This window comes from Rhizobacter sp. P2_D12, assembly GCF_056404395.1.
On record NZ_JBFUEB010000133.1, the window covers coordinates 1 to 14,123 of the forward strand.

The window sequence follows — 14,123 nt, forward strand, 5'->3', positions numbered from 1 at the left end:
CGCGGCCGCCGGTGCCGCCGCCGATGACGCCGCAGCCGCCGACGGCACCGCGAGCGCCGGCAACGGCAGCGCCGCCGTCGCGGTGGGCGCACTGCGCAGCCGCGAAGACGTCAGCCGCACGCTCGACCGCGTCTGCGAGTGGATCGAACGCAACGAGCCCAGCAACCCCGCGCCGTTGCTGATCCGCCGCGCGCAGCGGCTGATGGGCAAGAACTTCATGGACATCATCCGCGACCTCGCGTCCGACGGCCTGGGCCAGGTCGAACGCATCGCCGGCAGTCCCGACCAGTGATCTGACACATCCCCGAACCCGCCCCAGAGGAGTCCACCATGGCCACCAGCAGTCAGAAGTTCATCGCCCGCAACCGGGCCCCGCGCGTCCAGATCGAGTACGACGTGGAGCTCTACGGCGCCGAGAAGAAGGTGCAGCTGCCGTTCGTGATGGGCGTGCTGTCCGACCTGTCGGGCAAGCCGGCCGAGCCGCTGGCCCCGGTGGCCGACCGCAAGTTCCTCGAGTTCGACGTCGACAACTTCGACAGCCGCATGAAGTCGATGAAGCCGCGCGTCGCGTTCCAGGTGCCCAACACGCTGACCGGCGAGGGCAACGTCAGCGTCGACCTCACCTTCAACAGCATGGACGACTTCTCGCCCGCCGCGGTCGCGCGCAACAATGACGCGCTGCGCAAGCTGCTCGAGGCGCGCCAGCAGCTGTCCAACCTGATCACCTACATGGACGGCAAGAGCGGCGCGGAAGAACTGCTGGCCAAGGTGATGGCCGACCCGGCGCTGCTGAACAGCCTGGCCGGCGCCAAGAAAGCCGACGACACCAAGGCCGAGTGACCTGAGGCGACAAGGAGAACGCAATGGCAGAAGCACAGAACCAGACCTCCGCGCTGCAGGGCGTCGAATTCCAGGGCGGCGATTTCGCCAGCCTGCTGAACAAGGAATTCAAGCCGAAGAGCGAAGAGGCCAAGTCGGCGGTCGAGACCGCCATCCTGACCCTCGCCCAGCAGGCGCTGTCGCAGACCAAGCTGATCGGCACCGACGTCGTCAACTCGATCGAGGCGATGATCGCCGAGCTCGACAAGAAGCTCAGCGAGCAGATCAACCTGATCATGCATCACCCCGATTTCCAGCAACTGGAAAGCGCGTGGCGCGGGCTGCACCACCTCATCAACAACACCGAGACCGATGAGCAGCTGAAGATCCGCGTGATGAACATCAGCAAGAACGATCTCGGCAAGACGCTCAAGCGCTACAAGGGCACGGCCTGGGACCAGAGCCCGATCTTCAAGCGCGTCTACGAGGAAGAGTTCGGCCAGTTCGGCGGCGAACCCTTCGGCTGCCTGGTCGGCGACTACTACTTCGGCCAGACCCCGCCCGACGTCGAGCTGCTGGGCGAGATGGCCAAGGTGTCGGCCGCGGCCCACACGCCGTTCATCGCGGCCGCCGACCCGAGCCTGATGCAGATGGGCTCGTGGCAGGAGCTGGCCAACCCGCGCGACCTGAGCAAGATCTTCACGACGCCCGAATACGCCGCCTGGCGCTCGCTGCGCGAGTCGGACGACGCGCGCTACATCGGCCTGGCGATGCCGCGCTTCCTGGCGCGCATCCCGTACGGTGCCAAGACCAACCCGGTCGAGGACTTCAACTTCGAGGAAGACACCGGCAGCGCCGACCACACCAAGTACACCTGGGCCAACTCGGCGTACGCGATGGCGGTCAACATCAACCGTTCGTTCAAGCAGTACGGCTGGTGCTCGCGCATCCGCGGCATCGAATCGGGCGGCGCGGTCGAGGGCCTGCCGACGCACACCTTCCCGACCGACGACGGCGGTGTCGACATGAAGTGCCCGACCGAGATCGCGATCAGCGACCGGCGCGAGGCCGAACTGGCGAAGAACGGCTTCATGCCGCTGGTGCACCGCAAGAACTCCGACTTCGCGGCCTTCATCGGCGCGCAGTCGCTGCAGAAGCCGGCCGAGTACGACGATCCGGACGCCACCGCCAACGCCAACCTGGCGGCGCGCCTGCCCTACCTGTTCGCGACCTGCCGCTTCGCGCACTACCTGAAGTGCATCGTGCGCGACAAGGTGGGGTCGTTCAAGGAACGCGACGAGGTGCAGCGCTGGCTGCAGGACTGGATCATGAACTACGTCGACGGCGATCCCGCCCACTCGTCGGAAGACACCAAGGCACGCCGGCCGCTGGCCGCTGCCGAGGTGGTGGTGGAAGAGGTCGAGGGCAACCCGGGCTACTACAGCTCGAAGTTCTTCCTGCGCCCCCACTACCAGCTGGAAGGTTTGACAGTGTCTCTGCGCCTGGTCTCGAAGCTGCCCTCGCAGAAGGCGGCCTGAACCAGGAACAGGATACGCGGCGCACTGCCCGACGGGCCGGCGCCGCGCGCATCGCAGCCCGGGAGGTTCAGCTTGCCGGGAACGAAGAAAGCAGAAGTCGCCGGACGCACGACGTCAGCACCCAGACGACGTGGCACCCCCAAGCCGGCATCCCTACAAGCGGGTCCACTGATTGATTAAAGGAGAAGCATCATGGCTGTAGACATGTTCATCAAGATCGGCGACATCAAGGGCGAATCGCAGGATTCCGTCCACAAGGACAGCATCGACGTCCTGGCCTGGAGCTGGGGCCTGAGCCAGAGCGGCTCGTTCGCGCAAGGCGCCGGCGGCGGCTCGGGCAAGGTCAGCGTGCAGGACATCTCGCTGACCAAGTACGTCGACGCCTCGTCGACCGCGCTGATGCTGGCCGCCTGCAAGGGCACGCACATCAAGGAGGCGAAGCTGACGGTGCGCAAGGCCGGCGACAAGCCCCTCGAGTACATCGTCGTCACGCTCACCAACGTGCTGGTGTCGTCGCTGTCCACCGGCGGCAGCGGTGGCGAAGACCGCCTGACGGAGAACGTCAGCCTGAACTTCGCGAAGTTCAAGGTCGAGTACACCACCCAGGCCAAGGAAGGCGGCAAGGGCACGACCAGCACCGCCTCCTACAACGTCGCGGAGAACAAGGTCGAGGGCTGATCCCCCGGCCTGCAGCGCACGCCACGAGCCGGTCTTCGGACCGGCCCGTGGCGGTGTCGCTGGCGTGAACCATTCTGAAACGCTTGCAAGGAAAGACCATGGCCAAGGCCGACATGTTCCTCAAGGTCGAGGGCACCAAGCAGGGACCGATCAAGGGCGAGGCTGTCGACGCCAAGCACACCGACGAGATCGAGGTGGTCGGCTGGAGCTGGGGCATGGATGGCAATGCCACGGCCTTCGGCACGGCGGCCGCGCGCACGACGCTGCAGGAGCTGATCGTGCGCAAGCGCGTGGACAGCGCGACGACCGGCCTGATGTCGGCGCTGCGCAGCAATGAAATCATCAAGAAGGCGACGCTGACGGTGCACAAGGCCGGCGGCATCGCCTCGGTGCCCTACCTGACCATCGTGGTCGAGAAGGCACGCATCGTGTCGCACAAGGTGCGCAACGAGACCGATGGCGCGCCCGAGCTGGTGGAAGAATTCCGCCTGGCGTTCTTCAAGGTGCAGGTCGAGTACCGGCCGCAGGATGCCACCGGTGCCGCCAAGGGCGTCAACACCTTCGAAGCCGAAGTGCAACCCGGCTGACGCCGCAGGAGACACGGCATGACGCCAGTACAAGCCGCGGAACAGGCCCTGCGCGAAGGCCGCACCGATGCGGCACTGAAGAGCCTGCAGGACGGCGTGCGCGCTGCACCGGCCGACCCGAAGCTGCGCATCTTCCTGTTCCAGCTGCTGTGCGTGCTGGGCCAGTGGCCGCGCGCGCTGACGCAACTGGAGGTGTGCGGCGAGCTGGATGCCGGCACGCTGCCGATGGTCAACACCTATCGCGAGGCGCTAAAGTGCGAGACGCTGCGCGAAGCGGTGTTCGCCGGCAAGACGACGCCGATGGTGTTCGGCCGGCCGCAGGCCTGGGTGGCCTGGCTGGTCGAGGCGCTGATGGCCGATGCGCGCGGCGATGCGGCGGTGGCCGCCAAGCTGCGCCACGATGCCTTCGAGGCGGCACCGGCGACGCCGGGCACGCTGAACGGGCAGCGCTTCGAGTGGATCGCCGACGCCGATTCGCGGCTCGGCCCGGTGCTCGAGGCGGTGATCAACGGGCGCTACTGCTGGGTGCCGTTCAGCGCGCTGGCGAAGGTCAGCTTCGAGGAACCCGAAGACCTGCGCGACATGGTGTGGAGCGCGGCGCAGCTCGAGTTCACCAACGGCGGGCAGTCGGTGGCACTGGTGCCGACGCGCTATCCGGGCACGGCGACCGAGGGCGATGCACTGGCGCAGCTGGCGCGGCGCACCGAGTGGCTGGCACTGTCCGACGAGCACTTCCGCGGGGTCGGGCAGCGGGTGCTCGCGCTGGGTGAGCAGGATGCGGACTTGCTCTCGGTGCGCGAGATCACGCTGGAGCCGTTGCCGGTGGCTGAGGATGAATCCGGCGATGCTGCCTGACTCCGCTGCTCTCGTGCGGCAAAGTCGCGGGCGGGCAGGCTGGGGCGCGCCGGATGGGACGGTCGCCGCGCCGAGGGCGCGTCGACTGCCCTGCGCTGCCTGCTTTCAAGGCCCGTCGCCGAAACTCCCGCCGCTCGCTTCGCTCGCTGTGGTCAAACAGTCGGCGACAGTCAGAGGACGAAGCGTGCTGGCGCACGCGGGCCTTGAAACCAGTCAGCTCCGGCGCCCCACCCTGATTGGCGCGCCCCAGCCTGCCCGCCCGCGACTTTGCAGAACCAGCGGCTCTTTGCGGAGATCCCGGATTGGCATCCGGGCTACCCATTCTCGTAGCCCGGATGCCAATCCGGGATTCGTCGAACACACCCGGTTCGCGCGGCGCGGCTGCGCGCATGCGCGCAGCACCAATCTTTGACATGGCCACACACGAGGTACGTGATCGACTCCAACCGGTCCTGCTCGACCGGCTGACCGACCTCGACCCCCACTCCCGCGTCGAATCCGACGAGAACCGCGTGATGAGCAAGGCGCAGATCCGCGAAGCAGTGCTGCGCGACCTGTCGTGGCTGCTCAACGCCGTCAAGCCCATGCCCAAGCTCGCCGAGCAGTACCCGCATGCCGGCGACTCGGTGCTCAACTATGGCCTGCCGCCGATGTCCGGCCAGATGGCCTCGCGCATCGACATCCCGTTGCTCGAGAACACCATCAAGCAGGCCATCCTGCGCTTCGAGCCGCGCGTGATGGAAGACTCGCTCGAGGTCAAGGCGGTCGAATCCGCCGGCGTGCTCGACACCCACAACGTCATCGAATTCGAGATCCGCGGCTTCATGTGGGCCCAGCCCGTCCCGCTCGAATTGCTGCTGCGCACCCAGGTCGACCTGGAAGCCGGGCAGATCGAGGTGCGCGACGCCGCCGGCGGCACGGTCCGCCGCAAGGGCTGAAAACCGACACCATGGATCCGAACCTGCTGCGCCTCTACAACGACGAACTCAGCCACCTGCGCGAGGTCGGCGGCGAGTTCGCGAAAGAGTTCCCGAAGATCGCAGCACGCCTGTCGATGGACGGCGTCGAGGTTACTGACCCCTACGTCGAGCGGCTGCTCGAAGGCTTCGCCTTCCTCGCCGCACGCGTGCAGCTGAAGATCGACGCCGAGCACCCGAAGCTGATCCAGCACCTGCTGGAGACCGTCTACCCCGGCTTCCTGTCGCCGATGCCGTCGACGATGATCGCGCGCATGCGGCCCGACCCGCTGGACCCGAACCTTGCACGCGGCTTCGCGGTGCGGCGCGGCAGCGCGCTGCACAGCGACACCGTGCGCGGCAACAACACGCGCTGCGAGTTCCGCACCGCGCACGACGTGACGCTGTGGCCGGTCGAGATCGACGCGGTGCAGTACTTCACCCACGCCCCCGACCTGCCGCTCGCGCACCTGCCGCCGGCCCGCCAGGTGCGCGGCGGCCTGCGCATCCGGCTCAAGGCGCACGCCGGCCTGAAGTTCAGCCAGCTGCCGATGGACCGGCTGGAGTTCTACCTGGCCGCGCCCGACGACGTCGCCTTCCGGCTGCACGAACTGATCCTCGGCGCGAGCCTCGCGACCTTCGTGCACGGCGGCGCCGCGCGCAGCCCGAGCCAGGGCTATGCCGACACCGACTCGGTCGAGGCGGTCGGCTACGACGACGCGCAGGCCCTGCTGCCCGAGACGCTGCGCGGCTTCAGCGGCCACCGGCTGCTGCAGGAATACGCCGCGATGCCGCAGCGCTTCCTGTTCTTCGCCGTCACCGACCTCGCGCGCCGCCTCGCCCGCATCGACGCCGCCGAATGCGAGATCGTGCTGCTGTTCGGCCGCGGCGACGTCGCGCTCGAATCGCTGGTCGACGCCGGCAGCCTGGCGCTGTACTGCACGCCGGCGATCAACCTGTTCAACAAGCGCCTGGACCGCATCCAGCTCGGCCCCGGCAGCTGGGAGCACCATGCCGTGCCCGACCGCACGCGCCCGATGGACTACGAGGTCCACACGATCGAATCCGTCACCGGCTTCGGCACCGGCCAGGTCGCCGAGCAGCGCTTCCTGCCGCTGTACGCCACCTTCCACGACGAGGCACGCAACCACGGCGCCTACTACACGCTGCGCCGCGAGCCGCGCCTGCTGTCGAGCCGGCAACGCCAGGACGGCCCGCGCTCGGCCTACGTCGGCCAGGAGGTGTTCCTGTCGCTGGTCGACCCGAACAACGCGCCCTACCGCGAAGAGATCCGCCAGCTGTCGCTCAGCGCACTGGTCACCAACCGCGACCTGCCGACGCTGCTGCCGGCCACCGCCAGCACCTGGACGCTGGACGTCGCCGGGCCCGCCGGCCGCATCGAGACGCTGCGCGGCCCCACCCGGCCGGTACAGCGCCTGGCGCGCGGCGACGTCGGCTGGTCGCTGGTCAGCCTGCTGACGCTCAACTACCTGAGCATCGCCGGCGAGGACAGCCGCCGCGCCGCCGCCGCGCTGCGCAGCCTGATGGCGCTGCACGGGCCGGAGCAGGACGTGAGCTGGGCCAAGCAGGTCGAAGGCATCCAGGCGGTCGACGCGAAAGCCGTGGTGCGCCGCCTGCCCTTCCCCGGCCCGCTCACCTTCGGCTGCGGCGTCGAGGTCACGACCACCGTCGACGAGCTCGGTTTCCAGGGCTCCAGCGCCTTCCTGCTCGGCTGCGTGCTCGAGCACTTCTTCGCGCGCCACGCGTCGGCCAACAGCTTCTCGGAAACCATCGTCCGCTCGGCGACGCGCGGCGAGATCCTGCGCTCGCAGCCGCGCGTGGGCACCAAGGCGATGCTGTGATGAACGCGCCGCACGATCCGCAGCTGCTGCACGAACGCCGTACGCGGCTGTTCGACGAGATCGCGCGGCAGCCGTGGGCGCACGACTTCTTCGCGGTGCTGCGCCAGATCGACGCGCTGTGGCCGCAGGCGCCGCGCCTGGGCGCCGCGCTGCGGCCGAGCGCCGAGCCGGTGCGCCTGGGGCAGGACCCGGAGCTCGATTTCGCGCCGGCCGGCGTGATGTCGTTCGACGCCGGCGAGCGCAGCGTGCCACGCCTGGGCGTGCGCTTCTTCGGCCTGTTCGGCCCGATGGGCCCGCTGCCGCTGCACTTCACCGAGCACGCACGCGACCGCCTGCGCAACCACGGCGACGCCACCTTCGCGCGCTTCGCCGACGTGTTCCACCACCGCATGCTGCTGCTGTTCTACCGCGCCTGGTCGCAGTCGCAGCCGGCGGTGCAGGCCGACCGCGCCAGCGACGACCAGTTCGCCAAGTGGGTCGGCGCGCTGTTCGGCCAGGCGCCGGCGGCGCTGCGCCACGCCGACGCGGTGCCCGACCACGCCAAGCGCTTCGGCGCCGGCCACCTCGGCGCGGCAACGCGCCGGCCGGAGTCCATCGTCAAGGTACTGCGCCAGTACTTCACGGTGCCGATCCGCATCGAATCGCACGTCGGCCACTGGCTGCCGCTGCGCCCCGAAGACCGCACGCGCCTGGGCGGCAAGGGCACGCGCGGCGCCGCGCTCGGCGTCTCGGCCGTGGCCGGCAGCAAGGTCTGGGACCGGCAGTACAAGCTGCGCCTGCACATCGGCCCGCTGACGCTGGCGCAGTACCGCCAGTTCCTGCCCGGCCAGCGCTCGCTGATCGAGCTGCGGGACTGGATGCGCCAGCTGCTCGGCTTCGAGATGCTGTGGGACCTGCGGCTGATCCTGCAGGGCAGCGCGGTACCGCCGCTCGGGCTGACCCCCGCGGCCCCGGGCGCGCTCGGCCTGACCACCTGGCTGGGCCGCAAGACCCCGCACCCGGACCGCGGCGAGCTGCTGCTGGACCCGGCGCAGATGAGTGCCACCGCCTCCCCCTCCACCTCAGGGACCTAAGGAACCACCATGGCTGAAATCAGTCGCACCGCCCTCTTCGGCAAGCTCAACCCGATCGCCTACAAGGCCATCGAGGGCGCCACGGTGTTCTGCAAGCTGCGCGGCAACCCGTACGTCGAGCTGCAGCACTGGATCTACCAGATCCTCAACGGCAACGACAGCGACCTGCACCGCATCGTCAAGCACTACGAGCTCGACGGCGCCCAGCTGGTGGCCGACCTGACGCAGTCGCTCGACCGCCTGCCGCGCGGCGCCACCTCGGTGACCGACCTGTCGAGCATCGTCGAGAACGCCGTCGAGCGCGGCTGGGTCTACGGCTCGCTGATGTTCGGCGACCGCCAGGTGCGCACCGGCTACCTGCTGGTCGGCGCACTGAAGACGCCGTCGCTGCGCAACGCGCTGCTGGCCATCAGCAAGCAGTTCGAGCGCATCAAGCTCGACGACCTGATCGACCGCTTCGCATCGCTGCTCGCGCAATCGCCCGAGCACGCACAGGCCGCCAGCGACGGCGGTGCGCCGGGCGAGGCGAGCGACGCGATCGCGCCGGCCGCGATGGGCAAGCAGGAGGCGCTGAAGCGCTTCACGACCGACCTGACCGAGCAGGCGCGCGGCGGCAAGATGGACCCGATCGTCGGCCGCGACGACGAGATCCGCCAGGTGGTCGACATCCTGATGCGCCGGCGCCAGAACAACCCGATCCTGGTCGGCGAGGCCGGCGTCGGCAAGACCGCCGTCGTCGAAGGCTTCGCGCAGCGCATCGCGCGCGGCGACGTGCCGCCTTCGCTGAAGGACGTGGAACTGCGCGTGCTCGACGTCGGGCTGCTGCAGGCCGGCGCCAGCATGAAGGGCGAGTTCGAGCAGCGGCTGCGCTCGGTGATCGACGAGGTGCAGGCGAGTGCCAAGCCCATCATCCTGTTCATCGACGAGACCCACACGCTGGTCGGCGCGGGCGGCGCGGCCGGCACCGGCGATGCGGCCAACCTGCTGAAGCCGGCGCTCGCCCGCGGCCAGCTGCGCACCATCGGCGCCACCACCTTCGCCGAGTACAAGAAGTACATCGAGAAGGACCCGGCGCTGACGCGGCGCTTCCAGAGCATCCAGGTCGACGAACCGGACGAGCCGAAGGCGATCCTGATGATGCGCGGCGTCGCGTCGACGATGGAGAAGCACCACAAGGTGCAGATCCTCGACGAGGCGCTGGAGGCGGCGGTGAAGCTGTCGCACCGCTACATCCCGGCGCGCCAGTTGCCGGACAAGTCGGTGTCGCTGCTGGACACGGCCTGCGCGCGCGTGGCGGTCAGCCTGCACGCGACGCCGGCCGAGGTGGACGACTGCAGCAAGCACATCGAGGCGCTCGAGACCGAGCAGGGCATCATCGCGCGCGAATCCGCGATCGGCATCGACACGCGCGAGCGCAGCGCCGTCGTCACCGAGCTGCTGGCCGGCGAGCGCAAGCGGCTGGACGAGCTGACGACGCGCTGGACCGCCGAGAAGGCGCTGGTCGACAGGCTGCTCGCGCTGCGCGCGAAGCTGCGCGGCGTGGCCGGCGCGGTGGAAGGCACCGGCAGCGCGCTCGAGAAGAGCGCCGAGAAGACGGCCGAGGTGGTGGCGCCCGAGGTGCCGAAACTGTCCGACGCCGAGCGCGCCGCGACGCTGGCCGAGCTGAAGCAGGTGCAGGACGAACTGGCCGCGCTGCAGGGCGAGCACCCGCTGATCCTGCCGACGGTCGACTACCAGTCGGTGGCCAGCGTGGTCGGCGACTGGACCGGCATCCCGGTCGGCCGCATGGCGCGCAACGAGATGGAGACGATCCTGAAGGTGGCCTCGCTGCTGAGCCAGCGCGTGATCGGCCAGGACCATGCGATGGAGATGATCGCCAAGCGCATCCAGACCTCGCGGGCGGGCCTGGACAACCCGAGCAAGCCGATCGGCGTCTTCATGCTGGCCGGCACCTCGGGCGTCGGCAAGACCGAGACCGCGCTGGCGCTGGCCGAGGCCTTGTACGGCGGCGAGCAGAACCTGATCACGATCAACATGAGCGAGTTCCAGGAGGCGCACACCGTCTCGACGCTGAAGGGCGCGCCGCCCGGCTACGTCGGCTACGGCGAGGGCGGCGTGCTGACCGAGGCGGTGCGGCGCAAGCCGTACTCGGTGGTGCTGCTCGACGAGGTCGAGAAGGCCCACCCGGACGTGCACGAGATCTTCTTCCAGGTGTTCGACAAGGGCTTCATGGAAGACGGCGAAGGCCGCTTCATCGACTTCAAGAACACGCTCATCCTGCTGACCACCAATGCCGGCACCGAGCTGATCGCCAACATGTGCAAGGACCCGGAGCTGATGCCCGAGGCCGAGGGCCTGGCGAAGGCGCTGCGCGAGCCGCTGCTGAAGATCTTCCCGCCGGCGCTGCTCGGGCGGCTGGTGACGATCCCGTACTACCCGCTGTCCGACGAGATGCTGGGCCGGATCGTCAAGCTGCAGCTGAACCGCATCAAGAAGCGCGTCGAGGCGCGCTACAAGATCCCGTTCGAGGTCGGCGACGACGTGGTCAAGCTGGTGGTCAGCCGCTGCACCGAGAGCGAATCGGGCGGCCGCATGATCGACGCCATCCTGACCAACACGATGCTGCCCGACATCTCGAAGGAATTCCTGACGCGGATGATGGAAGGCAAGGCGATCGCCGGGGTCAAGGTGACGGCCCGGGACGGCAGCTTCGTGTACGCGTTCGACTGAACCGGAGGATGCCATGCCCGCCACGCTCTATGCCACCGTCCTGAAGTACGACACCGAGGCCCGCCAGTCGGACACCATCGACGAGCGCAAGCAGGTCCTCTCGAATGCCTTGCAGAAGGCGAACGACTTCATCGAGAAGAAGATCGCCGCGGGTTCGGACAAGCGGCGCCAGGTGTGGGGCCTGTTCGCGGCCCCCGAGTACACCTTCGCGAACGTGCTGAACCACGACAACCACGGCGTGGGCGACGTGCGCCACATGGACGAAGGCAGCAAGGTGGGCATCGAGGCCTGGCTGAAGGCCTTGAGCGCCGACTACCCTCACCTGCTGCTGTTCCCCGGATCGATCGCCTGGAAGAAGCCGCTGCAGCGCGACTTCGCCGCCTATGCGCAGAACAAGCGCGCCGCCGGCAGCAAGCTGAGCGACACCGAGCTGCGCAAGAAGTTCGACGCGAAGGACATGACGCGCACCGAGAAGGCACGCGCGGCGGTGCGGCAGAACGCCAACGACTTCCAGCAGGGCGACCTGGACCGCCAGGTGGCCGGCCCGATGGGCAACCACAGCTTCCGCGGCTGGAAGCCCAACCCGGGCAAGACCTGCGACGCGGATGCCTGGCTGTTCGAGACCGACGATCCGAGCGGTACGCTGGCCGGCGGCAAGCGCTGGACGACCGATGCCTCGAAGGCGGCGACCAACTTCACGCAGACCCACGCGGCGCCGAGCAACCGCGAGAAGCTCGTGCAGCTGGGCGGCGGCACGGTGACGCACATGGGCCGCAACACCTGCCTCGTCTACCTGAACGGCCGGAAGGTCGCGAAGTACAACAAGGCCCAGGACTACCACGAGGTGCTGGACAACTCCGGCGCGACGGTCTACGTGCCGGGCAAGAGCGTGCCGACCTTCGACGTCGAGGGTGTCAAGTACGGCGTCGAGATCTGCCTCGACCATGCCTACGGCTCGCTGAGCGACCGCCTGCCGTCGACCGCGAAGCCGAACGTCAACGTCGTGCTGTCGGCCAAGGTCAAGCTGGACGCGAACAACCTGCCCGACAAGGCGGCGATGGTGGTGCATGCCTGCAGCAACGTGAGCTGGAGCCTGGTGGGCACCGGCGGCGTCGATGGCACCAATGCGAAGGTGGAGGCGGACGAGACCACCTTCAGGATCTACAGCTTCTCGGTTTGACACGGAAGGATGCGAGCGTGAGCGCAGACCCCGCCGTCGAGGCCACCACCGGCCCCACCGAACTCGGCCTCGACGACGCGCTGCAGATGGCCGTCGGGATGCACCAGAACCGCCAGCTCGAAGGGGCCGAGCAGCTCTACCGGCGCATCCTGTCGGTGGCGCCGGACCATCCCGATGCGCTGCACCTGCTGGGCATGGCGCTGCACCAGACCGGGCGCAGCGACGAGGGCATCGCGGCCATCCGCCGCGCGATATCGCTGGTGCCGGGTTTTGCCGGCTACCACAACAACCTCGGCAACATCCACATGGCGCGCGGCCAGGTCGCCGAGGCCACCGCCGCCTACGAGCAGGCGAGCGCGCTCGCCCCCGCCAACGCCGACCTGCACAACAACCTGGGGGCGTTGTACCGTGCGCAGCAGCGCAACGACGAGGCGCGCACGGCCTGGCTGCACGCGATCGAACTGGACCCGCGGCAGTTGAACGCGCACAACAACCTCGGGCAACTGGCGGCCGCGCAGGGCGACGTGCCGGAAGCCATCGGCTGGTACTGCAAGGCGATCGAGCTGCTGCCCGAGCACCCCGACGGCCACCAGTTGCTGGGCATGGCCTACTACACGATGGGCAAGGTGGCCGAGGCGGCCGAGGTGTTCCGCCAGTGGCTGGCCGCCAAGCCGGGCCACCCGACGGCGCGGCACATGCTGGCCGCCTGCTCCGGCGAGAACGTGCCGGCGCGTGCGTCCGACGACTACGTCGAGACCACCTTCGACCACTTCGCCGACAGCTTCGAGACGCAGCTGAACGAACGGCTGGGCTACCAGGCGCCGCAGCTGTGCGCGCGCATGCTGGAGCGTCACCTGCCGGCCCCGGCGAAGCAGTTCGAGGTGCTGGATGCCGGCTGCGGCACCGGCCTGTGCGGGCCGCTCGTGGCGCCGTGGGCCCGGGTGCTGGCCGGCGTCGACCTGTCGCGCGGGATGCTGGACCACGCGAAGACCAAGGGCGTCTACAGCGACCTGTACAAGGCCGAGCTGACCGAGTTCCTGCGCGAGTCGCCGGGGCAATGGGAGGTGCTGCTGTCGGCCGACACGCTGTGCTACTTCGGCGACCTGATGCCGCTGATGGCCGCGGCGCGCGGCTCGGTCAAGGCCGGTGGGCTGCTGGTCTTCACGGTGGAGGCGCTGCCGGACGGCAGCCCGCTGATGTTCCGGCTGGAGCCGCACGGGCGCTATGCGCATTCGCGCGCACACATCGAGGCGGCGCTGACGGCGAACGGGTTCGCGCCGCTGGAGATCATGGCCGAGACCTTGCGGCAGGAAGGCGGCAAGCCCGTCCAGGGCTGGCTGGTGGCGGCAAGGTAGCCCGGATGCCAATCCGGGATTCGTGCATTGGCGCGAGCAAAGCCGCGTGCGGGGAAGCTGGGGCGCGCCGGATGGAGCGGTCGCCGCGCCGGGGGCGCGTCGACTCCCCTGCGCTGCCTGCTTTCAAGGCCCGTCGCCGAAACTCCCGCCGCTCGCTTCGCTCGCTGTGGTCAAACAGTCGGCGACAAGTCAGTTTCACGAAGCACGCTGGCGCGTGCGGGCCTTGAAAGCAGCCAGCTCCGGCGCCCCACCCTGATTGGCGCGCCCCAGCCTCCCCGCCCGCGGCTTCGCAGAACCAGCGGTTCTATGAGTGCATCCCGGATTGGCATCCGGGCTTGTATGTTCCGTCTGCACCCCCAGACGCAGCGGATGAGGGTGTCGGGATGGAGGGACGATCCGGGCCATCTGCCGTCAGCAGCGGACAGACCACCGTAGTGATTCCCCATTTCGTTCGCCCAAGCGTCGATGAGGAACGCAGCCGCAGCAACCC

General features: G+C 68.8%; 12 protein-coding genes. All 12 read left to right on the forward strand.

Annotation, left to right across the window (positions count from 1 at the left end):
- On the forward strand, positions 1–292 hold a 292-nt coding region (locus tag AC1DYN_RS28485), incomplete at its 5' end, for a type VI secretion system protein TssA (protein ID WP_477965435.1).
- Between the two features lie 38 nt (positions 293–330).
- Positions 331–840 carry a type VI secretion system contractile sheath small subunit gene (tssB, locus tag AC1DYN_RS28490; protein ID WP_477965437.1) on the forward strand — a complete coding sequence of 170 codons (510 nt, stop codon included), beginning with the start codon at positions 331–333 and terminating at the stop codon, positions 838–840.
- A gap of 23 nt (positions 841–863) precedes the next feature.
- Positions 864–2,357: a type VI secretion system contractile sheath large subunit gene (gene tssC / locus AC1DYN_RS28495; protein ID WP_477965439.1), complete on the forward strand. Its 1,494-nt coding sequence runs from the start codon at positions 864–866 to the stop codon at positions 2,355–2,357.
- A gap of 192 nt (positions 2,358–2,549) precedes the next feature.
- The gene (locus AC1DYN_RS28500) at positions 2,550–3,035 is read left to right on the forward strand and encodes an Hcp family type VI secretion system effector (protein WP_477965441.1); all 486 of its coding nucleotides are present in this window, start codon (positions 2,550–2,552) and stop codon (positions 3,033–3,035) included.
- Positions 3,036–3,133: 98 nt separating this feature from the next.
- A complete protein-coding gene (locus tag AC1DYN_RS28505) occupies positions 3,134–3,622 on the forward strand; it encodes an Hcp family type VI secretion system effector (RefSeq protein ID WP_477965443.1) in 489 nt (162 codons plus the stop codon).
- An 18-nt stretch (positions 3,623–3,640) separates the two neighbouring features.
- The gene (locus tag AC1DYN_RS28510) at positions 3,641–4,477 is read left to right on the forward strand and encodes a type VI secretion system accessory protein TagJ (RefSeq protein WP_477965445.1); all 837 of its coding nucleotides are present in this window, start codon (positions 3,641–3,643) and stop codon (positions 4,475–4,477) included.
- Between the two features lie 413 nt (positions 4,478–4,890).
- Entirely contained in the window at positions 4,891–5,415 is a 525-nt protein-coding gene (tssE, locus tag AC1DYN_RS28515) for a type VI secretion system baseplate subunit TssE (RefSeq protein ID WP_477965447.1), read from the forward strand.
- An 11-nt stretch (positions 5,416–5,426) separates the two neighbouring features.
- Positions 5,427–7,295: a type VI secretion system baseplate subunit TssF gene (gene tssF, locus AC1DYN_RS28520; RefSeq protein ID WP_477965449.1), complete on the forward strand. Its 1,869-nt coding sequence runs from the start codon at positions 5,427–5,429 to the stop codon at positions 7,293–7,295.
- A complete protein-coding gene (tssG, locus tag AC1DYN_RS28525; protein WP_477965451.1) occupies positions 7,295–8,368 on the forward strand; it encodes a type VI secretion system baseplate subunit TssG in 1,074 nt (357 codons plus the stop codon). The genes tssF and tssG overlap by 1 nt, the downstream gene beginning before the upstream one ends.
- A 9-nt stretch (positions 8,369–8,377) precedes the next feature.
- Positions 8,378–11,098 (forward strand): type VI secretion system ATPase TssH, encoded by a 2,721-nt coding sequence (tssH, locus tag AC1DYN_RS28530; protein WP_477965453.1) that lies wholly within the window; start codon positions 8,378–8,380, stop codon positions 11,096–11,098.
- A gap of 13 nt (positions 11,099–11,111) precedes the next feature.
- On the forward strand, positions 11,112–12,278 hold the full coding sequence (locus tag AC1DYN_RS28535) for a carbon-nitrogen hydrolase family protein (protein ID WP_477965455.1): 1,167 nt from the start codon (positions 11,112–11,114) through the stop codon (positions 12,276–12,278).
- Positions 12,279–12,295: 17 nt separating this feature from the next.
- A complete protein-coding gene (locus AC1DYN_RS28540; protein ID WP_477965457.1) occupies positions 12,296–13,633 on the forward strand; it encodes a tetratricopeptide repeat protein in 1,338 nt (445 codons plus the stop codon).
- Positions 13,634–14,123: the final 490 nt, after the last annotated feature.

Coding starts and splice junctions, on each gene's coding strand:
- tssB (WP_477965437.1), top strand. CDS start 331: ATGGCCACCAGCAGTCAGAAGTTCATCGCCCGCAACCGGGCCCCGCGC.
- tssC (WP_477965439.1), top strand. CDS start 864: ATGGCAGAAGCACAGAACCAGACCTCCGCGCTGCAGGGCGTCGAATTC.
- AC1DYN_RS28500 (WP_477965441.1), top strand. CDS start 2,550: ATGGCTGTAGACATGTTCATCAAGATCGGCGACATCAAGGGCGAATCG.
- AC1DYN_RS28505 (WP_477965443.1), top strand. CDS start 3,134: ATGGCCAAGGCCGACATGTTCCTCAAGGTCGAGGGCACCAAGCAGGGA.
- AC1DYN_RS28510 (WP_477965445.1), top strand. CDS start 3,641: ATGACGCCAGTACAAGCCGCGGAACAGGCCCTGCGCGAAGGCCGCACC.
- tssE (WP_477965447.1), top strand. CDS start 4,891: ATGGCCACACACGAGGTACGTGATCGACTCCAACCGGTCCTGCTCGAC.
- tssF (WP_477965449.1), top strand. CDS start 5,427: ATGGATCCGAACCTGCTGCGCCTCTACAACGACGAACTCAGCCACCTG.
- tssG (WP_477965451.1), top strand. CDS start 7,295: ATGAACGCGCCGCACGATCCGCAGCTGCTGCACGAACGCCGTACGCGG.
- tssH (WP_477965453.1), top strand. CDS start 8,378: ATGGCTGAAATCAGTCGCACCGCCCTCTTCGGCAAGCTCAACCCGATC.
- AC1DYN_RS28535 (WP_477965455.1), top strand. CDS start 11,112: ATGCCCGCCACGCTCTATGCCACCGTCCTGAAGTACGACACCGAGGCC.